The 25,628-nt window shown below is 70.0% G+C and carries 22 protein-coding genes; 14 read left to right on the plus strand and 8 right to left on the minus strand.

Annotation, left to right across the window (positions count from 1 at the left end; translation table 11 throughout):
* The first annotated feature begins 75 nt into the window (after nucleotides 1-75).
* The 3 genes from OEB96_RS15955 (at nucleotide 76) to ftsZ (ending at nucleotide 3,272) form a co-directional block, all read left to right on the plus strand.
* Complete coding sequence (locus OEB96_RS15955) at nucleotides 76-837, plus strand: TerC family protein (protein WP_266216734.1); 762 nt, start codon at nucleotides 76-78, stop codon at nucleotides 835-837.
* Nucleotides 834-1,688: a shikimate dehydrogenase family protein gene (locus OEB96_RS15960; RefSeq protein WP_266216736.1), complete on the plus strand. Its 855-nt coding sequence runs from the start codon at nucleotides 834-836 to the stop codon at nucleotides 1,686-1,688. Before OEB96_RS15955 ends, OEB96_RS15960 begins: the two co-directional genes overlap by 4 nt.
* Nucleotides 1,689-1,931: 243 nt before the next feature.
* Nucleotides 1,932-3,272: a cell division protein FtsZ gene (gene ftsZ, locus OEB96_RS15965; protein ID WP_266216737.1), complete on the plus strand. Its 1,341-nt coding sequence runs from the start codon at nucleotides 1,932-1,934 to the stop codon at nucleotides 3,270-3,272.
* A gap of 91 nt (nucleotides 3,273-3,363) precedes the next feature.
* On the opposite strand, the gene OEB96_RS15970 is transcribed toward ftsZ, so the two are convergent.
* The gene (locus OEB96_RS15970; protein WP_266216739.1) at nucleotides 3,364-3,585 is read right to left on the minus strand and encodes a hypothetical protein; all 222 of its coding nucleotides are present in this window, start codon (nucleotides 3,583-3,585) and stop codon (nucleotides 3,364-3,366) included.
* Nucleotides 3,586-3,848: 263 nt separating this feature from the next.
* Between OEB96_RS15970 and OEB96_RS15975 the strand changes: the two genes are divergently transcribed.
* The 4 genes from OEB96_RS15975 to OEB96_RS15990 all read left to right on the plus strand — a co-directional run bounded on the left by OEB96_RS15975 (nucleotide 3,849) and on the right by OEB96_RS15990 (nucleotide 8,187).
* On the plus strand, nucleotides 3,849-4,982 hold the full coding sequence (locus OEB96_RS15975; protein ID WP_266216741.1) for a cell division protein FtsQ/DivIB: 1,134 nt from the start codon (nucleotides 3,849-3,851) through the stop codon (nucleotides 4,980-4,982).
* Nucleotides 4,983-5,020: 38 nt separating this feature from the next.
* On the plus strand, nucleotides 5,021-6,307 hold the full coding sequence (gene ftsA, locus OEB96_RS15980) for a cell division protein FtsA (protein WP_266216742.1): 1,287 nt from the start codon (nucleotides 5,021-5,023) through the stop codon (nucleotides 6,305-6,307).
* Between the two features lie 130 nt (nucleotides 6,308-6,437).
* A complete protein-coding gene (locus OEB96_RS15985; protein ID WP_266216744.1) occupies nucleotides 6,438-7,193 on the plus strand; it encodes a hypothetical protein in 756 nt (251 codons plus the stop codon).
* A 61-nt stretch (nucleotides 7,194-7,254) separates the two neighbouring features.
* A complete protein-coding gene (locus OEB96_RS15990) occupies nucleotides 7,255-8,187 on the plus strand; it encodes an alpha/beta hydrolase (RefSeq protein ID WP_266216745.1) in 933 nt (310 codons plus the stop codon).
* Nucleotides 8,188-8,205: 18 nt separating this feature from the next.
* Here OEB96_RS15990 and OEB96_RS15995 read toward each other — a convergent pair whose 3' ends face one another.
* Nucleotides 8,206-8,463, minus strand: coding sequence for a BolA/IbaG family iron-sulfur metabolism protein (locus OEB96_RS15995; RefSeq protein WP_266216747.1), 258 nt, complete (start codon nucleotides 8,461-8,463; stop codon nucleotides 8,206-8,208).
* A gap of 113 nt (nucleotides 8,464-8,576) precedes the next feature.
* A complete protein-coding gene (gene murC / locus OEB96_RS16000) occupies nucleotides 8,577-9,974 on the minus strand; it encodes a UDP-N-acetylmuramate--L-alanine ligase (RefSeq protein ID WP_266216748.1) in 1,398 nt (465 codons plus the stop codon).
* Nucleotides 9,975-10,088: 114 nt separating this feature from the next.
* Here murC and mutY point away from each other — a divergent pair, with 114 nt between their 5' ends.
* Entirely contained in the window at nucleotides 10,089-11,198 is a 1,110-nt protein-coding gene (gene mutY, locus OEB96_RS16005; RefSeq protein ID WP_266216749.1) for an A/G-specific adenine glycosylase, read from the plus strand.
* Between the two features lie 21 nt (nucleotides 11,199-11,219).
* Here the strand turns inward: mutY and OEB96_RS16010 are convergent, their stop codons facing one another.
* Together OEB96_RS16010 and OEB96_RS16015 are read right to left on the minus strand one after the other, a co-directional pair.
* A complete protein-coding gene (locus OEB96_RS16010; protein WP_266216750.1) occupies nucleotides 11,220-12,065 on the minus strand; it encodes a Fic family protein in 846 nt (281 codons plus the stop codon).
* Between the two features lie 174 nt (nucleotides 12,066-12,239).
* Complete coding sequence (locus OEB96_RS16015; RefSeq protein ID WP_266216751.1) at nucleotides 12,240-14,513, minus strand: L,D-transpeptidase family protein; 2,274 nt, start codon at nucleotides 14,511-14,513, stop codon at nucleotides 12,240-12,242.
* Nucleotides 14,514-14,875: 362 nt separating this feature from the next.
* Between OEB96_RS16015 and OEB96_RS16020 the strand changes: the two genes are divergently transcribed.
* The 3 genes from OEB96_RS16020 (at nucleotide 14,876) to OEB96_RS16035 (ending at nucleotide 19,884) form a co-directional block, all read left to right on the plus strand.
* Nucleotides 14,876-15,589 (plus strand): hypothetical protein, encoded by a 714-nt coding sequence (locus tag OEB96_RS16020; protein WP_266216752.1) that lies wholly within the window; start codon nucleotides 14,876-14,878, stop codon nucleotides 15,587-15,589.
* Nucleotides 15,590-15,886: 297 nt separating this feature from the next.
* Nucleotides 15,887-18,802 carry a DNA topoisomerase family protein gene (locus OEB96_RS46440; RefSeq protein WP_323137404.1) on the plus strand — a complete coding sequence of 972 codons (2,916 nt, stop codon included), beginning with the start codon at nucleotides 15,887-15,889 and terminating at the stop codon, nucleotides 18,800-18,802.
* 95 nt (nucleotides 18,803-18,897) lie between these two features.
* The gene (locus OEB96_RS16035; RefSeq protein ID WP_266216753.1) at nucleotides 18,898-19,884 is read left to right on the plus strand and encodes a lactate/malate family dehydrogenase; all 987 of its coding nucleotides are present in this window, start codon (nucleotides 18,898-18,900) and stop codon (nucleotides 19,882-19,884) included.
* 1 nt (nucleotide 19,885) lies between these two features.
* Here the strand turns inward: OEB96_RS16035 and OEB96_RS16040 are convergent, their stop codons facing one another.
* Genes OEB96_RS16040 through OEB96_RS16050 form a run of 3 tightly spaced genes read right to left on the minus strand, consistent with a single transcriptional unit; the run spans nucleotide 19,886 to nucleotide 22,529 of the window.
* Entirely contained in the window at nucleotides 19,886-20,176 is a 291-nt protein-coding gene (locus OEB96_RS16040; RefSeq protein WP_266216754.1) for an acylphosphatase, read from the minus strand.
* Between the two features lie 56 nt (nucleotides 20,177-20,232).
* Nucleotides 20,233-21,111, minus strand: a complete 879-nt coding sequence (locus tag OEB96_RS16045; RefSeq protein WP_266216755.1) for a hypothetical protein — start codon at nucleotides 21,109-21,111, stop codon at nucleotides 20,233-20,235.
* Between the two features lie 17 nt (nucleotides 21,112-21,128).
* A complete protein-coding gene (locus OEB96_RS16050) occupies nucleotides 21,129-22,529 on the minus strand; it encodes a DUF5777 family beta-barrel protein (protein WP_266216756.1) in 1,401 nt (466 codons plus the stop codon).
* A gap of 184 nt (nucleotides 22,530-22,713) precedes the next feature.
* On the opposite strand from OEB96_RS16050, the gene OEB96_RS16055 reads away from it, so the two are divergent.
* From OEB96_RS16055 to OEB96_RS16065, 3 genes are all read left to right on the plus strand, one after another.
* Nucleotides 22,714-23,472 carry a hypothetical protein gene (locus tag OEB96_RS16055; protein ID WP_266216757.1) on the plus strand — a complete coding sequence of 253 codons (759 nt, stop codon included), beginning with the start codon at nucleotides 22,714-22,716 and terminating at the stop codon, nucleotides 23,470-23,472.
* A complete protein-coding gene (locus OEB96_RS16060; RefSeq protein WP_266216758.1) occupies nucleotides 23,469-23,987 on the plus strand; it encodes a low molecular weight protein-tyrosine-phosphatase in 519 nt (172 codons plus the stop codon). Before OEB96_RS16055 ends, OEB96_RS16060 begins: the two co-directional genes overlap by 4 nt.
* A gap of 110 nt (nucleotides 23,988-24,097) precedes the next feature.
* Nucleotides 24,098-25,621, plus strand: coding sequence for a hypothetical protein (locus OEB96_RS16065; protein WP_266216759.1), 1,524 nt, complete (start codon nucleotides 24,098-24,100; stop codon nucleotides 25,619-25,621).
* Nucleotides 25,622-25,628: the final 7 nt, after the last annotated feature.

A 25,628-nucleotide genomic window follows, 5' to 3' on the forward strand; every position in this document is an offset into this window, starting at 1 on the left:
GGGTGTTCCGATCGGTAGCGCCGCTGCCGAGTCGGAGCGCTCGCCCTTGACAGCCATTGGATCTACGCTGGCGCGATGCTCGAGCTTCTCACCAGCCCAGAAGCCTGGGTGTCCCTGCTCGTCCTCTCCGTGATGGAGATCGTGCTGGGCATCGACAACATCGTCTTCATCACGATCCTGTGCGGCCGGCTGCCCCGCGAGCGCCAGCTGGCCGCCCGGCGGCTCGGCCTGGCGGTGGCGCTCGTCACCCGCTTGCTGCTGCTGCTGGGGATCTCGTGGGTCATGCACCTCGAGTCCACGCTGTTCACCCTGGTGGTGCCGTGGTCGGGCAAGGACCTCATCCTGGCGCTCGGCGGGCTGTTCCTGCTGTACAAGGCCACGCGAGAGATCTACGAGAACGTGGAGCAGGCCGGTGAGCATGGCGCCTCGTTGGGGGTGAACGCGGCGGAGGCGGCCGGCCGCCCCGAGGTCAGCTTCTCGGGCATCGTGTTCCAGGTGATGCTCCTCGACGTCGTGTTCTCGCTCGACTCGGTGATCACCGCGGTGGGCATGGCGGAGCACGTCGAGGTGATGATCGTGGCGGTGGTGATCGCGGTGATCGTGATGATGGTGTTCGCGGGGCCCATCGGAGACTTCATCGAGAACCACCCCTCGGTTCGCGTGCTCGCCCTGGCGTTCCTGGTGCTCATCGGCGTGATGCTGGTCATCGAGGCCACCGGCCAGCACGTGTCCAAGGGCTACATCTACTCGGCCATGGGGTTCTCGCTGTTCGTGCAGATGCTCAACATCCGCATGGATCATCGCCGCCGGCTGACCGAGGCGGGAAGCCACCCATGAGCATCCGGGCGCCGGCCGTTCCCACCAGCCCTTCGCGCTCGTCGCTCGTGGCGAGGGCATTTGGGGTGCTGGGCGATCCGGTCGGTCACTCGCGCTCGCCTGCGATGCACGGGGCGGCGTTCGAAGCGCTGGGGCTGCCGCATCGATACTTCGCGTTCCATGTGACCCCGGCGGCCCTGCCGGCAGCCCTGGCCGGGGCGCGGGCGCTTGGCCTGGGCGGGCTCAACCTCACGGTTCCGCACAAGCGGGCGGCGGTGCCGTCGATGGACGAGCTGACGCCCGCGGCGGCGCGGATCGGGGCGGTCAATGCGGTGTGCATCGAGGACGGGCGGCTGCGGGGCGACAACACCGACGGCGTGGGGTTCTTGGCGGGCCTGCGCGAGCTGGGCGACGCGGTGCCTCGGCGTGCGGTGGTGCTGGGCTCGGGCGGCGCGGCGCGGGCAGTGGTGGATGCCCTGGTCCACGAGGCGGGGGCACAGGTGCGCTGGGTGAGCCGGCGACCTGCGACGCTGCCCACGGGGCCCTGGACGTCGGTGGGCTATCCCGAGCTGGCGGCTTGGCTGCCGTGGGCGGACCTGCTGGTGCAGGCCACCACGGTGGGGATGCACGGCGGTCCCACGGCGTTCCCGGTCGCGGTGGAGGTGCAGCGGCTCCCGGCCGAGGCCCGGGTGGTCGACCTGGTCTATCCCGCCCCCGCCGTGGGCCTCCTGGCCGACGCGGCAGACCGCGGCTTGCCCACCCAGGATGGTCGCCCCATGCTCCTGTGGCAGGGCGTGCGGGCGCTGGAGCAGTGGCTGGCGATGTCGCTGTCCCCCGAGGTGGTGCAGGCCATGCGCGACGCGATCACGTGAGGGCTCGGGTCGATGGTCTGGTCGAATGCCCGGGCCGCGTGACTGGCCGTATGACTGGCCGAGTGTTCATGTGCGATCCGATCGCACCGCCGAGTTCGGGGGTCGCGGGTGCCTTGCCAGCCCCGGCTCTCGACCCAAATCGCCGCTTTCTTGCTTGGACGGATCGGGTCCGATAGGCCGGGTCCACGATCCCTCGCGCGACGCCCCTCGGCGTTCGCCCAGGACGAGGGCAAGAGCAAGACCATGGCGCACTTCGAGCTCGAGGACTGCTTCCCGGATCAGGCCAAAATCATCGTGATCGGCGTGGGTGGGGCCGGCGGCAATGCCGTCAACACCATGATCGAGCACCACGTCGAGGGGGTGGAGTTCGTCGCCGCCAACACCGATGTGCAGGCGCTCGACAAGAACGCCGCACCCACGCGCATCCAGCTCGGCTCGGGGATCACCCGGGGCCTGGGCGCGGGGGCCAACCCCGAGCGCGGTCGCGAGGCGGCGCTCGAGAGCGTGGCGGAGATCTCCAACGTGCTGCGGGGCGCCGACATGGTGTTCGTGACCGCGGGCATGGGCGGCGGCACCGGGACCGGGGCGGCGCCGATCGTGGCCCAGGTGGCGCGCGAGTGCGGGGCGCTGTGCGTGGGCGTGGTGACCAAGCCGTTCCGCTTCGAGGGACGCCGCCGCTCGCGGATGGCCGACTTCGGGATCGAGGCGCTCGAGAAGGCGGTCGACACCCTGATCACGATCCCCAACGACCGCTTGCTCGACGTCACGAGCAACAGCACCAGCCTGCTCGAGTCGTTCAAGCTCGCCGACGAGGTGCTGCAGCACGCCACCCAGGGCGTGTCCGACCTCATCACGATCCCGGGCATCATCAACGTGGACTTCGCGGACGTCCGCACCATCATGTCCGATCAGGGCCGCGCCCTGATGGGCATGGGCATCGCCAGCGACGAGGGGCGAGCGGTGGCGGCCGCGCAGCAGGCCATCAACAGCCCGCTGCTCGAGGACGTCACGATCGAGGGAGCCAAGGGCATCCTCATCAACATCACCTCGGGTCCCGATCTCAAGCTCCACGAGGTCGAGGAGGCGGCGTCGCTCATTCAAGAGGCCGCGCACGAGGACTGCAACATCATCTTCGGCGCCGTCATCGACCACAACATGGGCGAGGCGCTGCGCATCACCGTGATCGCCACCGGCTTCGACCACCACCAGGTGGCCGAGGAGGCGCTCGAGGAGGCCATCAAGTCCCACACGGGTCGGCGCCGTCAGTCGCAGCAGCTGTTCGCGACGGGCATGATGGGCCCCGGCGGGCGCAGCGAGGTGATCCGTGCGCCCAGCCCGGCGCGTCAGGCGGGGCTGTTCTCGAGCCAGCAGCTGGTCACGCCCGTGCCCGCGCCCGCTCCGGTCAAGTCGGCGCGCCCGCAGGTTCCGGTGGCCGGTGAGGCCACGACCTCCGGGCGTCGTCCGAACGCGTCGTCGTCTTCGAGCTCGCATGCGTGGGGCCGCGTCGACACCAACTCGGCCGACCCCTCGGAGATCCCCGCGTTCCTCCGTCGTCGCGGCGAGGACAACGGCTACCTCCGCTAGACTTGGATCGACGCACGGCTCGAGCTTCGAATGCACGGAAGGCGACTCCCGCGAGGGATGTCGCCTTCCGTTCATGGGCGATGATGCTCGCCTAGAGGTCGTAGGGACGCACGGTGCCGCGCTTGTTGCCCTGGGCGCGGACGATGGCGGCCGCGAGCATGTCGTGGACCTTGTCGGAGATGGCCTGGACCAGCTCTCCGTCGCTACGCAGACCGGCCTCGCGGACCACGTCCTTGACCTTCGAGCCCACGACGACGATTTCTCGCGCCTTCTTGGGGGCAGCAGCAGCTTTCTTCTTGGTGGACTTTGCCATGGGGTTCTCCTCGCGGGACGGCACGTGGCCGGGTTTCGGTAACGGTCGGATACGACGCCCGCACGTCGCGGTGGGCATCATAGGCGAGTCCGATCGGCTGGCAAGTCGAATTCCAGCGAATTCGACGGAATTCCAGCCAAGAGCGGGATGGTGGATCTCCCGGGCTCGAGCGTCGGGTCGCGCTCTGGTGTTTTCTTGCGTTGATCGGCGTACGGGGGTAAGCCCGAAATCGGGCTCGCAGCAGCCCCTAGGACGCGAATTCCGTGCAGATCCCGAGTCTAGCCCGCCGCTTGGCGCGACGTCGCGACCACGCCCGTCCCACGGGCAACCGACGTCGACAGAGCACCGGTGCCCGCCGCCGCCCTCGAGCCGAGACCTCGCAGCGATCGACCGCGCGTGGGGTGCTGCCGGGGCTGCGCAAGGCCCGGGGGGCCGACTCGCCGTCCGCTCCACCGGGCTGGGGCCGTCGTGCGCTGCATCTGGGCCTGCGCCTGGGCATCGCTGGATCGGTGGCCTGGGGCCTTTTGGTGGGGGTTCGCGAGGGCTATGCCTACGCGACCACCTCGCCGCGCTTCGAGGTACGAGGGCTCATCTACGAGCCCACGCCCCATGTCGACGATGCGCGGCTGCGAGAGCTGCTGGCGCTTCCGCCCGGCACCAACATCCTGTCGCTCGAGCTGACCGAGCTCGCAGCGCGCGTGGCCGAGGATCCATGGGTGGCCAAGGCCTCGGTGGTGCGGGTGCTCCCCGACAGCCTCGAGGTCACGGTGGAGGAGCACGAGCCGCAGGCGGTGCTGCTGCTCGCGGGGCGCCTGCTGCTCGTCGATGCCGAGGGCACGGCCTTCAAGGAACTGCAGACGGGCGAGCGCGGCCGGCTTCCGGTGCTCACCGGGTTCGACGATCCGCAGCTGCTCGAGCGATCCGAGGACTTGCAGCCGCGGGTGCTCCGGGGCCTCCATGTGCTCCTTGCCTATCGAGCCAAGCTGCGCCCGCGGCTCTCCGAGGTGCACGTGGGTGACTTCGGCGAGGTCACCCTCTACACGGCCGAGATGGGCACGCAGCTGCGGATGGGCCGCGGCGAGGTGGAGCCCGCGCTCGCGCGCTACGACGCGCTGCGAGCCGCCCTGGGCGAGGAGGCCGAGAAGCTCGCGCTGGTGCACCTCGATGCCGAGCGCGCCCCCGGGCGTCCGGATCGGATCGTGGCCAGCTTCTTCCCCGCCAAGCAGGCGCCGTCGCTCTTGGCCGAGGCCGAGGCTCGCGCCGCCGAGAAGGCGGCAGAGGCCGCACGCGAGGCCGAGGAGGCCGCCCAGGCCAAGGGCAAGGGCAAGAGCAAGGGCAAGGGCAAGACCAACACCAAGGGCACGGGGGCCGGGGGACGGCTGCCCCGCTACGAGTGAGGACCGGCGGACGCCGGAGCACGAAGCAGGAGACGACCATGGCAGAGGTGGGAGAGATCATCTGCGGCCTGGACATCGGCACCACCAAGGTCGCCGCCATCATCGGCGAGGCGACCGACGCGGGCATCGAGATCCTCGGGGTGGGCACGAGCCCGTCGGAGGGCCTGCGCCAGGGGGTGGTGGTCAACATCGAGGCCACCACCAACAGCATCGCGCAGGCGGTGCAGGAGGCCGAGCAGATGGCCGCGGCCGACGTGCAGTCGGTGTTCGTGGGCATCGCCGGCGGCCACATCCGCGGGTTCAACAGCCTCGGGCAGGTCAGCATGCGCTCGCGCGAGGTCGAGGAGGCCGACGTGGCGCGGGTGATCGAGCAGGCCAAGGCGGTCAACATCCCGCTCGACCGGCAGATCATCCACACCGTGCCGCTCGAGTACATGATCGACGGCCAGGGGCAGATCCGCGATCCGATCGGGATGAACGGGGTGCGCATGGAGGTGCGGGCCCACGTGATCACGGCCGCGGTGACCTCGGTGCAGAACATCGTCAAGTGCTGCAACCGCGCGGGGCTCGAGGTGGTCGAGGTGGTGCTCGAGCCGATCGCGTCCTCGACGGCGGTGCTGCACGACGACGAGAAGGATCTCGGGGTGTGCCTCATCGACATCGGCGGCGGCACCACCGACATCGCGGTCTACAGCGAGGGGAGCAACGTGTTCACCTCGGTGATCGTGATGGGCGGACACCGCATCACCCAGGACGTGGCCCACGGGCTGCGGACGTCGGTGATCGAGGCCGAGGCGATCAAGCGCAAGCACGGCTGCGCGCTCATCAGCATGGTCGAGGGCGACGATGTGATCGCGGTGCCCGGGGTGGGTCCTCGGCCGCCTCGCGAGTTCAAGCGCCGCTTCCTGGCCGAGGTGATCGAGCCTCGCGTGGAAGAGATCTTCCTGCTCGCGCAGCAGGAGCTGCTCGCCAGCGGCTGCGCCGAGCTGGCGGCCAGCGGCCTGGTGCTCACCGGGGGGGCGGCCCAGATGGAGGGCATGCTGGAGATCGCCGAGGACATCTTCCAGATGCCGGTTCGCAAGGGCGTGCCCACCGGGGTCGCCACCGCCCGCACGGGGCGGAGCAAGGTGCGGCTGACCGAAGGGGGCTTTGCCGGGATGATCCAGGATCCCAAGTTCTCGACCGGCGTGGGCCTGGTGCTCTACGGAGCTGCCCACGAGCCGCTTCCGGTCGAGGTCGCGGCACCACGGGGCGGCCAGCGGCGCAGCGACGAGGGCCCTGGGATCACCAAGCGGTTCACCAGCTGGGTCCGCGAGATGTTCTGATCGAAGTCTGGACCGTGGCGGCGAGGCGGCCGCCCCGATGCCCGATCGTCGCGTGGATTCGTCGGTCGGGACGGCGAAACGGCGAGCGTACCGTAGGCCGATCCTCGGGCTCCAAGGGCCCGGAGTCGCCATGGATCGTCTACGCTCGAGCATCAACCTCGTCCTCGCCGGCGGTCAGCTCGTCGCGCCCTTCCTGCTGTTCCCGCGCGGATTCGAGGTGGACGTGCCCGGCTCGCCCGCCGAGCCCACGCCGATCGTGCCCGCCGCCTACGCGTTCTCGATCTGGTGGCTCATCTTCGTGGGCGCGCTGGCGCAGGCCGTGCTCGCCGTGCTGCCGCGGTACCAGCGGCACCCGGTGCTGCGCCAGATCGGCTGGCTCACCGCCGCCACCTACGCCGCGGGCATCCTGTGGATGGTGGTCGCGCGCTTCGGCCCCGCGTGGCCGACCCTGCCGCTCATCGTGATGATGCTCGGGCTGATGGGGGCCGCGTACGCGCTGGCCGCCCCGGCCCTGGAGGGCGAGCGCCTGGAGCTGCGGATCCTGGTCGTGGTGCCGCTGTCGCTCTACGCGGGCTGGCTCTCGATCGCCGTGTTCGCCAACGTCTCGGAGCTGCTCGCCTCGCTCGAGGTGGCCGGGTTCCTCGACGAGCTGCGGACCTGGTCCATCGCGATGCTCGGGCTGGCCATCATGGTCGCGCTGGAGGGCGTCGTGCTCGGGGGCGGCGGGCTGGGCAGCATCGTCTATGCGGCCACGGTGGCGTGGGCGCTGGTCGGCATCGTCGTGGCCAACTACGGCGACGCGGTGGCGATCATGGCGGGCATCGGCGTGCTGATCGTGCTCCTGGCGCTGCTGCTGCGGCGCCGCAAGGAACCCGGGCTCGAGTGAGCGTGCAGCGATCGTGGCGGGGCCGGTCCGCACCGTCGCGTTCCGTGCTCTAATGCCGCTCGTGAAGCACCACGAGCACACGATCCAGGCCGCCGACGGCACCTCGATCCACGTCGAGCGCTGGGAGCCCCGCGGTGACGTGCGCTTCGTGGTGGTGCTGGTGCACGGCGGAGCGGAGCACGTGGGTCGCTACGAGCGGCTGGCCAACCGCTTCGGCGAGCACGGCGGGCTGTGCTTCGGGCCCGATCACCGCGGCCAGGGCAAGTCGGGCGGGCGCCGGGGGCATGTGCCGTCGTTCTCGCAGTATGCGGCCGACCTGGGCCAGGTGATGCAGGCGGTGGCGGAGCAGCTCCCCGAGAATCAGCGACCCGACGCGATCCCTTGGTTCCTGTTCGGGCACAGCATGGGCGGGCTGATCTCGCTGACCTACCTGCTCGATCAGCGACGAGGCCCCGCCGCGCAGGAGCAGGCCGCGCTGCCGGGGAGCGTGCAGGCGGTGCCGCTGCGCGGCGCGATCATCAGCAGCCCGCTCCTCGAAGTGGCGGTCAAGGTCAACCCGCTCAAGCGCTGGGTGGGGCTCATCGCGGCCAAGATCTGGCCCACGCTGGCGTTGCCGACCGGGATCCCTCCGAGCGCGATCTGTCGGGACCCCGACGAGGTCGAGCGCTACGAGCGAGATCCGCGTCGGGTGGGGGTGGTCACCGCGGGGTGGTTCGGCGCGATGAACCAGGCCACCGCGAGGGTGCGGGCCGAGGTGGCCAAGATCGAGCTGCCGTGCCTGTGGTACGTCGGGACGGGCGACACCATCTGCAGCCATCAGGCGACCATGAGCACGTTCAAGTCGATCCCCGAGCCCGATGCGCACGGCCAGTCGCTGCACTGCTTTGGCGGCTACTACCACGAGCTGCACAACGAGCCGCCGGAGCTGCGCAAGCCGGTGCTCGAGCTGGTGGAGGGCTGGGTGCTCGAGCGGCTCGAGGCGGCGAGCGCGTAGCCCTCCTTTGCCCGAGGCTCAGGACACGTGGGTGCGGATGCTGTCGACCGCGTGCACGGGCGCCCGATCGCCCGCCATCAGGTGCTTGATCGCCGAGAGCACCATGCGCTGCTTCTGCAGCATGGTCTTGCCCTCGAACGCGGCGGAGGTGACGTCGAGCTCGTAGTGCCCGCCGCCCCCTGCGACCATCACGGTCGACCCGGGAATCGCCGCCTCGACGGCCTCGCGGATGGCATCGTGGACGGAGCCCTGGAAGTCGGTGGGGTGGTGCGACATGCGGGGGACGATACCGCCAGCGAGCGGGTCGTACCAGGTCGTGGGCGCCAGCACGGCGTGCGGCTCGTCGACCTCAGCGCCCCCTTGGGGGGCAGCTCGTTGCCGGTGTGCTTTCAACCGGCGGCGGGGGACATGGACAGCCGCTCGAGCAGGCGCGGGCCCACCCGCGTGATGCTGCCCGCGCCGAGCGTGAGCACCAGGTCGCCTTCGGTCACGTGCTCGGCCACGCGCTCGGGCAGCCGCTCGAAGTCCTTCTCGACCACGATCGTGCGAGCGGGGTCGCGCTGTCGCAGCCGGTCCGCCAGTGCGTCGATGGTGACGCCGGGCAGCGGTGCCTCTCCGGCCGAGTAGATGTCGGCCAGCACCACCAGGTGCGCATGGTCGAGGCAGCGGACGAACCCGTCGAAGTTGTCGCGCAGCCGGGTGTAGCGGTGGGGCTGCAGCACGGCCACCACGCGTCGCTCGGCGTAGCCCTGACGCGCGCCCGACAGGGTGGCCTGGATCTCGGTGGGGTGGTGGCCGTAGTCGTCGACCACCACCACGCCGCGAGCCTCGCCGCGCAGGGTGAAGCGACGCTGGACGCCGGCGAACGTGGCCAGCGCCTCGCGGATCACCTCGGGATCCACCTGGTACTCGTCGGCGATTGCGATCGCGGCCAGGGCGTTGCGCACGTTGTGCACCCCGTGCATGGCCAGCGAGAACTCACCGCGGTCGCGGCCGCGCACCACCACCCGAAACGACAGCCCGCTGCTCGAGTGCACCACGCTGGTGGCCACGTAGTCGGCGGTGGTGGTGGTGATGCCGTAGGTCACGAAGCGCTTGGACAGCCGCGGGAGGATCGACGCCACGTTGGGATCGTCGAGGCACACGGCCGCCATGCCGTAGAACGGCACGCGATTGGCGAAGCCCACGAACGCGTCCAGCAGGGCCGGCAGCGAGCCATAGTGATCCATGTGCTCGTTGTCGATGTTGGTGATCACGCCGAAGGTGGGGGTGAGCAGCAGGAACGAGCCGTCGCTCTCGTCGGCCTCGGCCAGGAGCACGTCGCCGCGACCCAGGCGGGCGTTGGAATCGAACGAGTTGACCTTGCCGCCGATCACCACCGTGGGATCGATGCCGCCCGCGTGCAGGATGGCGGCCACCAGCGAGGTGGTGGTGGTCTTGCCGTGGGAGCCCGCGATGGCGATGCCCTCCTTGAGGCGCATGAGCTCGGCCAGCATCTCGGCGCGGGGGATCACCGGGATCTTGCGCTGGCGGGCGGCGACCACCTCGGGGTTGGACAGGCCCACGGCGCTCGAGACGACGACCACGTCGGCGTCGCCCACGAAGTCGGCGCTGTGCCCCTGGTGGACGTTGGCGCCGAGGCGAGCGAGACGCTCGGTGGTGTCGGACTCCGCCAGGTCCGTGCCCGTGACCCGGTAGCCCAGGTTGAGCAGGACCTCGGCGATGCCGCTCATCCCGATGCCGCCGATGCCGACGAAGTGGATGTGAGTGTCGCGCTTGCGGAACATGGCGGGGGAGGAGGCGAGGGTACCGACGGGGGCGACGCCCGTACAGCCGCGACTTCGGCCCTGGCTGGCCTCGGGGCTTTGGCAGCGACCCGCGGTCTTGGCATGCTGATCGCGATGGGCCGGCGCGACACGCCTCCGAACGCCGAACGGGACGAGCTGCCGCGTACGCTGGCCCTCGCGCTCGAGCCATGGTTCCTCCGCGGGCACCGCGACATGCCGTGGCGGCGGACCCGTGATCCCTATGCGATCTGGGTCTCGGAGATCATGCTGCAGCAGACCCGCGTGGAGACGGTGCAGCGCTACTTCGAAGCGTTCATGGAGCGCTTTCCCACGGTGGAGGCGCTGGCTGCCGCGGACGAGCAGGCCGTGCTCGCCGCGTGGAGCGGGCTGGGCTACTACCGTCGCGCGCGCCTGCTGCATCGAGGGGCTCGCCATGTGGTGCAAGCACAGGGAGGGCAAATCCCCTCCGATGCCGAGGGGCTGCGGGCGATCCCCGGAGTGGGGGAGTACACGGCGGGAGCGATCGCCTCGATTGCGTTCGATCGGCCGGTGCCGCTGGTCGACGGCAACGTGGCGCGCGTGCTGTCGCGAATCGAGGCGATCGAGGATCCGCGGCAGCAGGTGGCCACCGCGCGTCGGCACTGGCAGCGGGTGGAGGCGATCCTCCAGGGCGGCACGCCGCGGGTGCTCTCGCAGGCGCTGATGGAGCTGGGCGCCACCGTCTGCACGCCTCGCTCACCGCAGTGTTCGGTGTGCCCGGTGCGTGAGGTCTGCGGGGCTCATCGGGACGGTCGACAGGATCGGATCCCGGCGCCCCGCAAGAAGATCGCGTCGCCCACCGAGTGCTGGCTCGCGCTCGCCATCACCTGGCGCGGTCGCGTGCTCATGGTGCGGCGTCCGGCCGAGGGCCTGTTGGCGGACCTGTGGTGTCTGCCGCTGGTGTCGATGCCGGCGGAGGGGAAGGACCTGGCGGCGGCGGCGGGTGAGGCCCTTGGCGGGGTGCGCTGGTCGGAGGCGCCGCTGCCCATGGTGCGCCACGTGTTCACGCACCGCATCTGGGAACTCCACCCGCTGGTGGGCCGAGCCAGCCGCAAGCCACGCTGGCCAGGATTGCCCGACGAGCGCCAGTGCTGGCTGGAAGCGGGCCAGGCCCCGCCGGGAGGCCTGCCGCGGGTGGCGAGCAAGCTGCTCGAGCGGATCGACCGGGGGTGGGGCCGTCCTTGACGGCCCATGGGATCCGTCGCCCTAGGTCCTCGTATAGAAGGTTCCGCGGCCCATGCCGTGGCGCTCGAGGTAGCCGTGCTTGACCAGCTGCCCCACGTGGAAGCGGAGCTTGCGGCGGCTGACTCCGGTCTGTTCCTCGAGGGCCTGCATGGTGGCCTCGCCGAGATCGTCGACGTAGGGCAGGAAGAACTCCGCCGCCTGATCGAGACTCATGCGGTCGTCCACGTCGACGGCGGTGAGCTTGCGACGCCCGCCCTTGGCGGCCTTCTTGCTCGAGGCGGCCTTCTTGCTCGAAGCGGCCTTCTTGCTCGCCTTGTGGGTGGATGCGGTCTTCTTGCTGGCCTTGGTCGGCTTGGCTGCGGCGGCCTTCTTGCCGGTCTTCTTGGCGGCGGTCTTCTTGCTGGCGGTCTTCTTGCTGGCGGCCTTCTTGGCCGGCGCCTTCTTGGTGGCGGACTTCTTCGACTTGCGCCGCGACGGCTCGGGCTCCTGGACGACGAGTGCGAACTCGTCGTCTTCGTCCTCGTCCTCGAGTTCGTCCTCTTCGTCCTCGTCCTCGAGTTCGTCCTCGTCCTCCTCGTCGTCCTCGTCCGCGAGTTCGAACTCGTCCTGCTCGTCTTCGTCCTGCTCGTCCGTCGCCTCGTCTGCGGCCTCGTCGTCCTCGGGCGCGAGCAGGGCCTCGGCGAGGTCGGCGAGCGAGAGGTCGCCCATCTTCTCGCTCCAGCCGAGCGCCTCGGCGGCATCGAGGATCTCACCAAGGGTGGAGTCGGGATTGATGTTGCTCCCGATCGCCTCCAGCACCGCGCGACGTTGCTCTGAGTCGAGGTGCCGCTGGAAGCTGCTCTCGAAGCCCACCTGATTGCCTTGCACGGCGCGGGACCTTAGCAGCTTTGATCGGGGCCGACCAAGTCCGACCTGGGCCGGATGCCGACCGGCCCACCACCTGCGCCGGCCGTGGGCGAAGGCGTCAAGCGTGCAAGGATGGGTCTTCGCGTCGCTTTGGACGGCGAGGGGGGCGTGTACGTGAGATCCCTATCCGGCGCCCTACTCGGCGCTGGCTTCCGGGAGCGCTGTGCCGTCTGCGCCGACGTCCTCGACCTCCTCGGGCTTGACGGGCATGGGCATGTATTGATCGATGGGCGACTGCTGCTTGCCGCGGATGCGGCCCTCGGTCACGCGCACGGGGATGGGCTCGACCAGCTCGAACTTGTAGCCGCGCGTATCGATCCTCATGTTGTAGGTCTTGCCGGCGACCTCGAGGTTGCGACGCACGCCCACGTCTTGCTGGCCCAGGCGGGTGTACTCGCGATGGCGCAGCACGAACGAGAACAGGCGCACGGCGTCCATGTTGTAGAGCCGGTGGCAGCCGTGGGAGAACCGCCGCAGGATCGACATGTAGTCGACGCTGCCGTGGGTCCGGATGCCGTTGTCGAGCTCGGCGCGGACCGTGCCGTCGTCGTTGACGACCTGCTTGATGTGGTACGCGGCGACCAGGCCGTAGGCCGAGCGATAGCCGGGGCCGATCTCGGAGTAGTTGACGTCGCGGGTGAACTTGCCGTTGCGATAGTGCCCCTTGACCAGCTCGTCGGCGGGCGTGCTGTTCGGGGGGATCCACACCGGGGCCGCCATGATGTCCTTCCACACCCGCGGGCCCACGTCGGAGTTCTTGTACTTGAGCATCTGCTCGCCGGCGCTCATCTCGGTGCGCCACGAGCCAATCGTGGTGCGCCAGTGGACCAGCGGGATCTTCTGCCCCTCGTACTCCACGTAGAGGGTCAGGCGCGGGGTCTGGCTGCGCGGCTGGGCGACCTTGTTGCCCAGCTCGTCGTAGGGGAAGTCGTACCAGATGTCACCGCGATCGATGACGGTCGACAACTTCATGTCGTCGGCGTAGTAGGCCGGGCGGGCGGGCAGCTTGACGGCGATGAGCAGCTGCTCGAAGCCCCCCTCGCCCTCGCCCTCGGAGCCGGCCTTTTCTCCCACCAGGTCGGACAGCGCCGCCAGGCTCTGCTTGGCCGACTCGGGGGTCTGCATCCCGAGCGCCTCGACCACGGCGGCCGTGTAGTCCTCCACCAGGTTGGGCAGCGGGTGCTCGTTGCCCTGGGCGTCCTTCCAGCGGAAGTCCTTCTTCCACTGCGCGGCCGAGCCGTCCTCGATGACGCCCGTGGACATCACCACGCGCTCCTCGATGACCCGCAAGAGGCGCGCGTGCACGGCCTGGTCGGGGGTGAGCGCGAGCATGGCCAGGTTGTCGCGCTTGAAGTGCCCCCAGCCCATGATGTCGTGCTTGCGCTCGAAGTTGGCGAGCGCATGGGTGGTGGAGGAGTCGTAGACCCCGGGGGTGAACTTGCCCTGGCCGCTGGCCTCGTTGAACAGCTTCTCGCAGCGGAACCGGCGCTGGGCGTGGTCGATGATGTCGACGACGTCCTGGTCCTCGCGCCAGCGGGCGTACTCCTTGCTGGTGCGCGGGTCGGTGGCGGCGGCGGCGAGGTCCTCGGCCGACTTGGGGTCGAGCCCGGCCTTCTTCATCTTCTTGCCGAGCATCGCCTTGCGCGAGCGAGCGCTCTTGTTGCGCTTGGTCTGCCCCGCCTTCTTGTAGGCGATGGTGCCGTCGTAGCGGGTGAACACCGAGGGGTCGAAGCCCGCTTGCGTCAGGCAGGGGGCGACCTCGCCGTCGATGCGGGACCACTCCTCTTGCACCACCGCGAGCGTGGGGGGGATTCCGTAGAGCTCGAGGTAGTTGTGCTCGTGCTCGCGAAGGGGATCGTCCCAGTGGTCGAGGCGATCGTTGGCCAGGCCGATGTACTTGGCGCGGTAGAGGTTCTCGCGCTGGTCGTCCTGGCCCGGGGTCTTGTTGCTGAAGATGTACGGGGTCCAGTCGTTGGAGAGATCGATGATGGAGTAGCCCAGGGCCTCGGCCGCGCCGATGGGCATCTGCCGGGGCTTGCCGTCCTTGGTGCCATCCTTGGTGCCGTCCTTGTTTGGGGCCGAGTCGAACACCCACGCCGATCCGGCCGAGTGCTCGCGGAAGCTGTTCTTGGTGATCGGCCCCAGCTCCTCCTCGGTGGGCAGGCGCTCCTTGCCACCTTCGGGATCATCGGGTGCCGCGGCGCCCAGACCGGCCTCCGGCTCCTCGCCGCCCACCGTCTTGGTGCCCGAGCACCCGGCGACGAGCCATGCCAGCGCAAGCGCCAGCGCCTTGCCATGGACCTCTCTCGACGGTCCCTTGCCCCCAACCTCGTGCCGGGTCGCCCCGGCGGAGGATCGCTCTCGCCTCGCGGTTCGCGTGGCGGGCGTTTGCCCCATCCGCTCGTTCACGGCCTTCTCCTCGCTGCTCGATGCTAGCGTGTGCCGGCCCTACGCGCCAAAGCAGGGCCGGATTCCGGGGCCTGCCGGCACGAGACATGCCGCATCCGGATCCCCCGCGTCCGACTGCGGCCCGAAGGCGCTTTGTCGCGCGCGCGGGGTCGGCGAGGGATGCCGACGAGGGACGGCGGCGAGGGTCCGGACCCAGGGGTCCGGCGGTCGGGCCACGCGCCCTCTCCGACCACCACGATTCGGTCCCCCGAAGCTCGCGCCGGGAGGGGGCGGGGGTTCCGGGTCGTGGCCCGAGCCCGCGCGGGAAGCTTTACATCAGCGCGCGACCGTGCCACGGTCCAAGCAGAATGCGGCCCGAGAAGATGCTTCGATTCGTCTTGGTCAACGGCGCGGCGATTGGGCTCGGCGCGATCGTGTCCACGTCCTGCGTCGACGTCGACTACCCGCTGGTGGCGTTTCGCTGCAACCCCCAGCAGGAGAGCAACTGTCCCGACACCCACTTCTGCTGCTCCGACGATCCGGCGGCGCCCATGGGAGCCAAGCCCAACTACATGGGCAAGAACATCGATGGCGGCGAGGACCCCTACTTCTCTGGCATGAACAACGCGCTGTCGACCTCGGGCATGTGCGTGCGCACGGCCGACATCGCGGGCCAGGGTCTCATCGAGCTGGCCGCGGCCAACTGCCCCATCCCCTGCAATCCCACGTGGGAGGCCGACTGGATCAACGACGTCTGCGGCGAGTCCCGCGTGTGCTGTCAGACGGTCGAGCTCGAGGCCAAGGACTGCGTACAGGGTTCCGACGGGGTCCGGCCCGTCAACGGCGGAGACATCGGCACGCTGTCGCAGTGGCGCCCGGGCGATCACTCGACCCATCAGGATCCCAACGGCAGCAGCTGCCTCGCGCTGGCCGGAGGCAACAGCGGATCGGCCGTCTTCCAGGACTGCGTTCGCCAGCTCTCGGTGGCGGACCAGCGCGGCTTCTGCATGGCGCTCGGTGCCGGCCAGGTGTGCCCGACCAAGGCGCCGGGCTACATCGACGCTTGCACCGCGCTCGGCGGCGCACCTCCGGCCTGAGCGACCGCCAGGCGCGTGAGGGTCACCTCGCGACTTCGAAGGGACCGCGGTTGGCGCAAGCGACCGCGGTCCTGGCGCGAATGGGGAGGCGGGCGGTGGTGATCTCCTCGTTCGGCGACTGCGCAAAGATCGCCAAAGCCCACTTGCGGGGCCTCCCAGGGGTGGTCGTGCGCCGAAGCACTCGAGGCGCCACCTGCGAACCCGTTGCGCCCGGGTAGCCGGCCCCACCCGCTTCCATTACATTCGGGCGCCCTCGTCAGCAGGCCTGCGCAGACCGCACGCCTGGGAATCCGGCCCATGGCATCGAGCACCAAGAAGAAGAGCGCCAAGAAGGCGACCAAGAAGAGCGCCAAGAAGGCAGCGGTGACCAAGCCCGCGGCCAAGAAGAAGACGGCGACCAAGACGGCGAGCGCCGCCAAGAAGACGACCACCGCGAAGAAGAAGGTGGCGGCCAAGAAGACGGCGGCCAAGAAGACCTCGACCGCGAAGAAGACGGCGGCGAAGAAGACGGCGAGCGCCGCCAAGGCGACGGCGTCGCCCAAGGGCTCGCCGGCCGCATCGACCGTCTCCGGCAAGGGCCGTCAGCTCGTCATCGTCGAGAGCCCGGCGAAGGCCAAGACGATCAACAAGTACTTGGGGTCGGACTTCATCGTACATGCCTCGGTGGGGCACATCCGCGATCTGCCCCAAAAGGCGCCCAAGGGGGTCAAGCAGCCCGTTCCGGGGGTGGATCTCGAGAACGACTTCCAGCCCACCTATACGGTGCTCTCGGGCAAGGCCAAGACGGTGGCCGAGCTCAAGCGGCTGGCGAAGCAGGCCTCCGTTGTCTGGTTTGCCACCGACCTCGATCGCGAGGGGGAGGCAATCGCCTGGCACCTCGCGCAGGAGCTGGGCATTCCGACCCAATCGGCCAAGCGGGTGGTGTTCAACGCCATCACCAAGACCGAGGTGCAGCGGGCGTTCTCCAATCCGCATCCCATCGACGAGAACAAGGTCAATGCGCAGCAGGCGCGACGAATCCTCGATCGCATCGTGGGCTACCAGGCGTCGCCGCTCTTGTGGAAGAAGGTGGCGCGCGGGCTCTCGGCCGGACGCGTGCAGTCGGTGGCGGTGCGTCTGGTGGTCGAGCGCGAGCGAGAGATCCGGGCCTTCGTGCCCGACGAGAGCTGGCGCGTGACGGCCCAGCTCGCGCTCGACGAGAAGACGGCGCCCGGCCTGGGCAAGGGCTGGGGCACGCTGCTCGCCACGGTCGACGACAAGGGCAAGGGGCCCACGCTCAAGAGCAAGAACGCGTGGCTGGCCGAGCACGGGGCGCTGGCGGCCGAGCTGGTCGAGATCGGGGGCGAGCGCTTCGCCCTGGGCTGCAAGTCCGATGCCCCGCGCGATCTCTCGGCCGAGATCACCCGGGTGGCCGAGGCGGTGGGCATGCTCGACGTGGCGGTCCGGAGCGTCGAGGACCCCGAGGGTCGAGGTCCGGCTCGGTGGCGTCGCACGGTGTCGGGTCGCGTGGATCCCAAGACCCGCTACGAGGTCACGTCGATCGAGACGCGCCGCACCAGCACGCGACCCTCGGCGCCGTTCATCACCTCGAGCCTGCAGATCGCGGCCGCCAATCGCCTGGGCTTCTCGGCCCAGCGAACCATGCGAACGGCCCAGTCGCTCTACGAAGGCGTCGACGTCCCCGGCGAGGGGCAGGTGGGTCTCATCACGTACATGCGTACGGACTCCACCAACATCGCGCCCGAGGCGATCGATCAGGCGCGGCAGCACATCGCGAGCCTGGGGGCGGGCTATCTGCCGGCCAAGCCCAACGTGTACTCCTCGTCCAACAAGGATGCCCAGGAGGCGCACGAGGCGATCCGGCCCACGGCGGTGGACCGCACGCCCAAGGCGCTGGCTTCGGCGCTGACGCCCGATCAGCTCAAGCTCTACGACCTCATCTGGCGGCGCTTCGTGGCCAGCCAGATGATGCCCGCGCAGTGGGACGCGACCACCGTGCTGCTGACGCGCAGCGATCGCAAGACCGGGGCGGTGGTCAAGGCCACCGGCCGCGTGCTGGCGTTCGACGGGTTCTATCGGGTGGCCGGGGTGCCGACCGCCTCCGACGAGCAGACCCTGCCTGCGCTCTCGCAGGGGCAGCGCTCGGCGCCGTTCGGCATCGACGCCGAGCAGCGGTTCTCGAGCCCGCCGCCGCGCTATACCGAGGCCTCGCTGGTCAAGACGCTCGAGTCCGAGGGCATCGGCCGGCCGTCCACCTATGCCTCGATCATCAGCGTGATCCAGGATCGCAAGTACGTCGAGCAGCTCGACCGGCGCTTCTATGCCACCGATCTGGGCGAGGTGGTCTCCGACAAGCTGCAGGAGGCGTTCCCCGAGCTGATGGACGTGGGCTACACGCGCTCGATGGAGGAGAAGCTCGACCGGATCGAGGAGCAGAGCGCCGACTGGGTGGCGATGCTGCACGAGTTCTACGGGCCGTTCGCGCAGGCGCTCGAGAGCGCCCACGACGTGATGACCCACGCCAAGGCGGAGACGCAGGCCGCGATCTACAAGTGCCCCAAGTGTGGGTCGCGGACCGAGTATCGCTTTGGTCGCAACGGTCGCTTCCTGTCGTGCACGGCCTATCCCGAGTGCGACTACTCGGCGCCCATCGATCGCCAGGGGCGGCCGCTGCTGCCCGAGCTGGTCGACGTGCGCTGCCCCGAGGACGGCTCGGACATGGAGCTCCGCAACGGTCGCTTCGGTCCGTTCCTCGCGTCGGTCGACTATCCCAAGACCACCTATGTCATCAACCTCGACAAGAAGGGGGGCATCAAGTATCCGGTGCCTCCACCGCTGCTCACGGAGCTCGAGTGTCCCAAGTGCGAGGCGCCGCTGAACCTGCGCCGCGGCAAGCGGGGGCCGTGGCTGGGATGCTCGCGGTTCCCCAAGTGTCGCGGGCGTCAGGCGTGGAGCAGCATCGACGAGGCGGAGCAGACGGTGCTCGAGCGGGAGCTCGAGGCGCACGAGCGCGCGCATCCGGTGCCGGTGATCACCCATCGTGATGGCAAGGTGATCCCCGAGGGGACGCCGGTGGTTGCGCTGGTGATTCCCGGGGGGGTCGCGGAGCTCGAGGTGCACCCGGAGGCGGTGGCGGAGCTCGGCGGTGGCGAAGGGCCCCCGGCCCGCGGGAACGGGCCCGGGCTGCGCGGGGAGGGGGCGGCTCGGGTGTAGAGGCGCGGGCGTCGACCTCCATCCGCGAAGCCTCGCCCGACGCCGTCCGGCCGGGCCAGCGCCTCCATCGTGCGGCGGTATAGAGTCCCCCCATCATGAAGATCGGCATCATCGGCATGGGCTGGGTGGGGAGCAGCGTCGCGATCTCCACCCTGCACGCCGGCATCGCACGCGAGCTGTGGCTCAATGACATCGACGCCGGGCTCGCGGAGGGCGAGGCCATGGATCTGCGGCATGGGGCCTCGTTCTATCCATCCGCGAGCATCGGCACGGCCAGCGTGGAGGAGATGCGCGACGCGGACGCGGTGGTGATCGCGGCCGGCCGGGGCGGGGCGCCGGGCGAGTCGCGGCTGGAGCTACTGCGGGACACCGCCCGCATCGCGCGATCGCTGGGCGAGGCGCTCAGCGGAGCACGGGGCCTCGTGATCGTGGTGAGCAACCCGGTCGACGTGCTCACGCGGATCGTGCAAGAGGCCTCGGGACTGCCACCGCAGCGGGTGATCGGCACCGGCACCATGCTCGACACCGCCCGGCTGCGCCAGGTGATTGGCCGCGAGCTACGGCTCGATCCTCGCTCGATCCACGCACAGGTGCTCGGCGAGCACGGCGACTCGGAAGTGGTGGCGTGGTCGAGCGCGCACGTGGGAGGACGACCGCTGCGGCAGTGGCCGCAGTGGTCGGTCGAGCGTGAGCAGGCGGTGGCCACCGAGGTGCGCGTGGCCGCCCACGAGATCATCGCGCGCAAGGGCGCCACCAACCACGCGATCGGTCTGGTGACCGCGGCCCTGCTGCGCTGGACGCTGCGGGGCGAGCGACGGGTGCTGACGGTGTCGAGGCGGCACGAGGGCCCGCTGGGCCTGCGAGGCACCACGCTCTCGCTGCCGGTGGTGGTGGGGCGCGAGGGGGCGACCGAGGTGGTGGAGCCGATGCTCGAGGCCGAGGAACTCGCGGCGCTGCATCGCTCGGCGGCGGTGCTCGAGCGGGCCTACGCGTCGTCCCTCGGGGACCCGTCCTCGGCGGCCCCTTCGGGAGCGTCGGCAGACGGCGCCGCGGGGCCTGGTGGGCAGGCTTCGCCTGCCTGATTCAGCGCCAGTCCAGTCGGATGTCGAAGCCGGGGAACTCGCCAGTCGCGTCGTCCCAGATGGCCTCCACCTGATCCACGCGGGCGAACGGCGGGCCCTCGTCGCACGAGCGCCGCAGCGCCTGGAGATCCTCGCGGGGCCCCTCGGCCACCACCGTCACCGAGCCGTCCTGCTCGTTGCGAACCCAGCCGCGCAGGCTCAGGGCTCGCGCCTGCTTGCGGGTGGCGGCACGGTATCCCACGCCTTGCACGCGGCCACGGATGCGGAGACTGAGGCGAGCGTGGTCGTTCATGGTCGCGCGCTCCCATGATACCCGAGCGCGCGACATCGCGCTGGCGGACGGTGCGGTCACGGCCACATGGTGGCGTCGGGCGCCCCTGCCATCAGCCAGTCGACGAGCAGCTGCTTGTCGGCGTCGGTGATCACGCTGCCATCGCCGACGTCGCAGAAGTAGCTGGGCGGCATGGGGTTGGCCTCGTTGTCCACGCGCGCGAGCATCACGTCGTACGTGGGGGTGCCCATGTAGTCGGACTGCGCCTCGGTGGCGGTGGAGAAGTGCACCATGCCCGTGTAGGCGAACACGGTCCCGGTGACCTCGGTCGCATCGACCTCGTGGCAGCCGCAGTTGTTGGTGAGCACGGCGCCCACGTCCTCGGGGATCTGTCCGGCTCCGGTCCCGATGTCGAAGGGGTTGGCGGCGGCCGGAGCCACGTCGGCCAGGCCGCACAGCTGCATGCTCGAGCCCGAGCTGCCGCTGCCGTCGCCGGTGTCCGCGGTGGTCGTGCTGCCGTCGCTGCCCGCATCACCCCCCCCAGGCAGGCTGACCCCGGCGATCCAGCCGACGATGATCGCCTCGTCGGGCCCCGGTGGTCGGGTGGGGGGCATGCGCGTGCCCGCGGGCGGCATCTCCTCGAGGATCTTGATGGCGAGGTAGCTGCCCTCCACGTTGCCGAGCTCGACCAGCGGCATGCTGGCCTGGGTGGCCTGGCCGCCGATGATCGCGGCCGAGGCCCCGGCCGACAGGTCGAGGCCCTGGGCCGGGGAGCCGCCCGAGTGACAGCCCGCGGTGGCGCACGAGTCATCGAACGCACGCTGCACCTCGTCGGGAATCTGGGCGCCGCTGCCACCATCGTCGATCTTCTCGACCTGGGTGCAGGCGCTCACGCCGACGACGGCGACACAGGCGGTGAGCAGGGAAGGGATGCGAGACATGGATGCGCGAGTCATGGTCGTTTGCTCCTTCCCTAGTTGCCGGCGGCGGCCTTGGCCGCCTTCTTCTTCTTGCCCCCGCCCGCCTTGATCGAGAACTGGCGCCCGAGGTTGAAGCCGAGGAAGAAGTTGGCCTTGAGGAACGGGTTCTTGCTGTCCCCGTTGTCGGCCCCGAACGGGTTGCCGGTCTGGCCGCCGGGTGCGTAGTTGTTGGTGGTGATCTCGCGGCTGTTGGTGAAGAACACCTGGAAGAAGTGCTTGGCGGTGCGTAGCGACCCGCCGAGGGACCAGGCGCCGATCTTGGTGCCCGAGGGGTCGGCATCGCCGCCCCGGTAGAAGAAGACGTTGGGCGTCGAGCCGTCGGGGATCGGCAGCAGGTACTCCATGTCGATGCCCCACTTCTTCTTCTTGTCGACCCACACCGTCGAGGCCAGCGCCAGGGTCAGCGTGTCGCGGCGATCCTCCACCGGGACCGGCCCGTCGCCGTCCCCGAAGTCCACCAGCACGCGTGCATTGTGGTTGGTGTTGAGGTGGTAGCCCATGGTGAGCATGGTGCTCCAGCGGTCGAACCACAGCCGGCTGACCATCACCTGGAAGTCGCCCACCCAGGGATTGGCCACGTCGAAGTCCCGCAGCCAGGACAGGGCGGCGTAGCCACCCAGGCTCAGGGCCTTGCCGTCCTCCTGCCGCAGCGGGACGTACTTGAGCCCCAGCTCGTAGGTCTTGCGCGAGTTGGAGCGGCGCAGGCCCACGTCGAGGCCGTCGATGATGCCGTACTGGAGGCCCATCGCCATCGACACGCCCGCGTCCATGCCGAAGTAGCCGCGCTCGGTGCCGATCCGACCAAAGCGGTGATCGATGCGATACTGCAAGGTGCGCTTGCCCAGCGTGGTGGTGGTGGGCAGCACGATCTGCGTGGTGCCATGGAACGGCTTGCGCCCCTTGGCCGGTGCGGCGCCGGTTCCCCCGCTCACGGTGTCGCTGCCACCGCCGGTGGAGCCGGTGCCTCCGCCGTCGCCAGTGCCTCCGCCGTCGCCGGTGGAGCCCGTGCCCGTGCCGTCCCCCTTCTCGGGTGGCGGCAGGGCGGCGATCCAGTCGGCCACCACCTGCAGCTGCTCGGGCGGCAGCGGATCATCGCCCAGCGGCATGATCTCGCCCTCCATGCCCTCGCCGCCCTTCATCTTGAGCAGGAGGTAGGAGGCATCGGGATCACCAGGGACCACGAGGGGCTTGCCGTTGGCAGCCGAAGGAATCCCCACCAGGCTCGACAGCGGGACTTCGAGGTCGACCCCCGAGGGGTCGGAGGCGGGGTTGCCCCCACCCGAGTGACACGAGGTGCACCACTCGTCGAAGATCTCCTTGACCTTGGCCTCTTGGGCGGGGTCGGGAGCGCTGTAGAGGAACGTGGTGAGGGCGATGGCGAGAGAGGGAGGCACGGCCATGCTCGTCGGCAGGATACGCCAGTTGGCCGGGACGAGACAGCCGGGGGGCCGGGCCGCCCGGCCACTGGGGCGTGCTCACGACGCCACGGGAGGCGCGAAATGACGCAGGCCTGGTCCAAGACGGGGCCAAGGGGGGGATGCGTGAGCCGGCGAGCGCTTTCGGGTAGCATCCCGGCCCATGCAGACCTCGCGCAAGCGCGTGTTGCCCGGCGTGCTCTCGGTCCTCGTGCTCTCGATCCTGCCCCTCGCGTGCGGCGGCAGCAGCAAGGACGCCACGAGCGATGGCAAGGCCGAGGCCAAGGCTCCTCCGGCGGACGATGGCAAGGCGCTCGACGTGAAGGCCGTCGACGACCCGGCCGCGGCTTCGGGCGACGGCGCCGGGGGCTCGGAGGCGGGCGGCCCCGCCGGTGATGGTGGCTCGGGCGGCACGGCGGGTGGTCCAGGGACGGGCGGCACCAGTGGAGCCGACGCAGGAGCCGGCAGCGATGGGGCCGGAGCCGACGAGACCGGGGGCAGCGGCGGCGAGCCGACCGGTGGCACGGGCGGCGGCGTGGATCTCAAGGCGCTGCTCAAGGAGATCAAGAGCAAGAAGACCAAGGATGCTCGTCTGCAGGCTGCGATCGTCGAGGCCGAGGGTGCAGGGGTGGAGACCCTCGAGCTGGCCAAGTCCATCAACTCCCGCGGGGAAGCGCTCCATGCCACCCCCGAGCGAGCCAAGGCCATGTTCGAACTCGCGCTCGAGAAGGACGCCACCTACCCCAACCCGGCGTTCAACCTGGCCAAGCAGGCGGCGGTACTCGGCGAGCTCGACGAGGCCAAGAAGTGGCTGACGGTGGTCAAGGAGCGCAAGGGCAGCAAGCTGCTCAAGCAGATCGAGTTCGATCCCATGTGGGAGATCCTCAAGGACGATCCGGACGTGCGGGCGCTGCTCAAATGAGCGCGCCCGGAGCCCGCGGCGTGCTGTTCGTCTGCCACGCCAACATGTGTCGCTCGCCGCTGGCCGCCGGGGTGTTCGCCCATCTCGCCGCCGAGGCCGGGGCGCGCGAGCGCTTCGAGATCGACAGCGCGGGCACGTGGGCCGCCGAGGGCATCGCGCCCCATCCGGGGAGCGTGGAGGCAGCACGTCGGCACGGCATCGAGGTGGCGCTGCTGGGCACGGGGTCGCGATCGATCGTGCCGGGCGACCTCGATCGCTTCGCGCACATCGTGGTGATGGATCGCCGCAATCTCGCGGACATCGAGCGGCTGCGCCGGATCTCGGCGTTTGGTCCGGTGGTGGGTGGATCCGCCGAGATCTCCTTGCTTCGGCGCTTCTCCGATCCCAAGGCCAGCGGTCGAGACGCCGACGTTCCCGATCCCGTGCGTGGTGGGCACGAGCAGTTCGAGGCGGCCTACGCCATCATCGAGACGGGCTGCCGGGCGTTGCTGCAGACACTGCTGCGCGATCGATAGCCAGGCGTGCCCTCGACCCGTCGAGCGCGGGCTGAACGGTGTTATCGACGCGAGGCAGTCGTCCCAAACCGAGCCTTGCGGCGCGCCGAAGTGGTACAACGGAGACCTCGATGCTGCACAGATTCTTGAAGGCCGGCTTGCTCACCCTTCCGCTGCTGATCTCGGGGTGTCCCGACGACCCGCCTCCGATGACCACGGGGGAGGACTCGAGCTCGACGACGGACCCGCCGACGAGCACGACTCTGCCGCCGCTCACCGCCACGGACACGATGGGCACGGGCAACATGACGTCGGTCACGAGCTCGGCCGACACGACCGTGGGGCCACCGCCGACCACCGATGCCACGACCGTGGGGCCCGATGACACGACCACCACCGGCCCGATGACCACGGGCCCCGGCAGTACGGGGCCCGAGAGCACGGGGCCGGCGACCACGGGTGGCGGCGACGATGGCAACTGCTGCGTCCCGCACCCCGCCACGGGCTGCGAGGTGCCGGCCGTCGAGACCTGCGTGTGCGCGCTGGATCCGTTCTGCTGCAGCATGGAGTGGGACGGCATCTGCGTCGACGAGGCGATCAACGACTGCGCGGCCAATTGCCCGGGCGGCGGCACGGAGGGCACCAGCATGACCGGCGGGACCGGGGGCGGCGGCGGTGACTGCTGCGCGGCCAACGGTACGCCCGGCTGCGACGACCCTGCGTGCGAAGCGGCCGTGTGTGCGCTCGACCCGTTCTGCTGCAGCATGGAGTGGGATGGGATCTGCGCCGACGAGGCGACGATGGAGTGCCCGGTGCTCTGCCCACCGATGGCCACCGGTGGCACGGGCGTGATGACCACGGGCGTGGGTACCGGTGGCGGGGACCCCAGCTGCTGCGTGCCCCATGGGTTCCCCGGCTGCGACGACCCTGCGTGCGAGGCGGCCGTGTGCGCGCTGGATCCGTTCTGCTGCAGCACGGAGTGGGACGGCATCTGCGTCGACGAGGCCGGCATGGAGTGCGGGATGCTGTGCCCGCCGGGAGGCACGGGCGGCAGCGGTGGCTTCACCACGGGCGTGGGTACCGGTGGCGGGGACCCCAGCTGCTGCGTGCCGCACCCGTTCCCGGGCTGTGACGACCCCGGGTGCGAGATGGTCGTGTGCGCGCTGGATCCGTTCTGCTGCAGCACGGAGTGGGACGGCATCTGCGTCGACGAGGCGGGGACGGAGTGCGGGATGCTGTGCCCGCCGGGAGGCACCGGTGGCTCCGGTGGGATCACGACGGGCGTGGGGACCGGCGGCACGGGTGGCGTCGGTGGTGATTGCTGCGCGGCCAATGGCAGCCCCGGTTGCGACGATCCCGTGTGCGAGACGGCCGTGTGTGCGCTGGATCCGTTCTGCTGCAGCACGGAGTGGGATGGGATCTGCGCCGACGAGGCGGAGCTCGAGTGCCCGGTGCTCTGCCCCGGTGGCGGCGGAACCGGAGGCGGAACCGGCGGTGTCGGTGGAGACTGCTGTGCGGCCAACGTCACGCCGGGTTGTGACGACCCCGCGTGCGAGGCAGCCGTGTGTGCGGTCGATCCGTTCTGCTGCAGCTCGCAATGGGACGACATCTGTGCCGACGAGGCGCTGATGGAGTGCCCGATGCTCTGCCCGTAGCGGGTCG

Origin of the sequence: Paraliomyxa miuraensis (genome assembly GCF_026337845.1) — a bacterium.
GTDB classification, from domain to species: domain Bacteria; phylum Myxococcota_A; class Polyangia; order Nannocystales; family Nannocystaceae; genus Paraliomyxa; species Paraliomyxa miuraensis.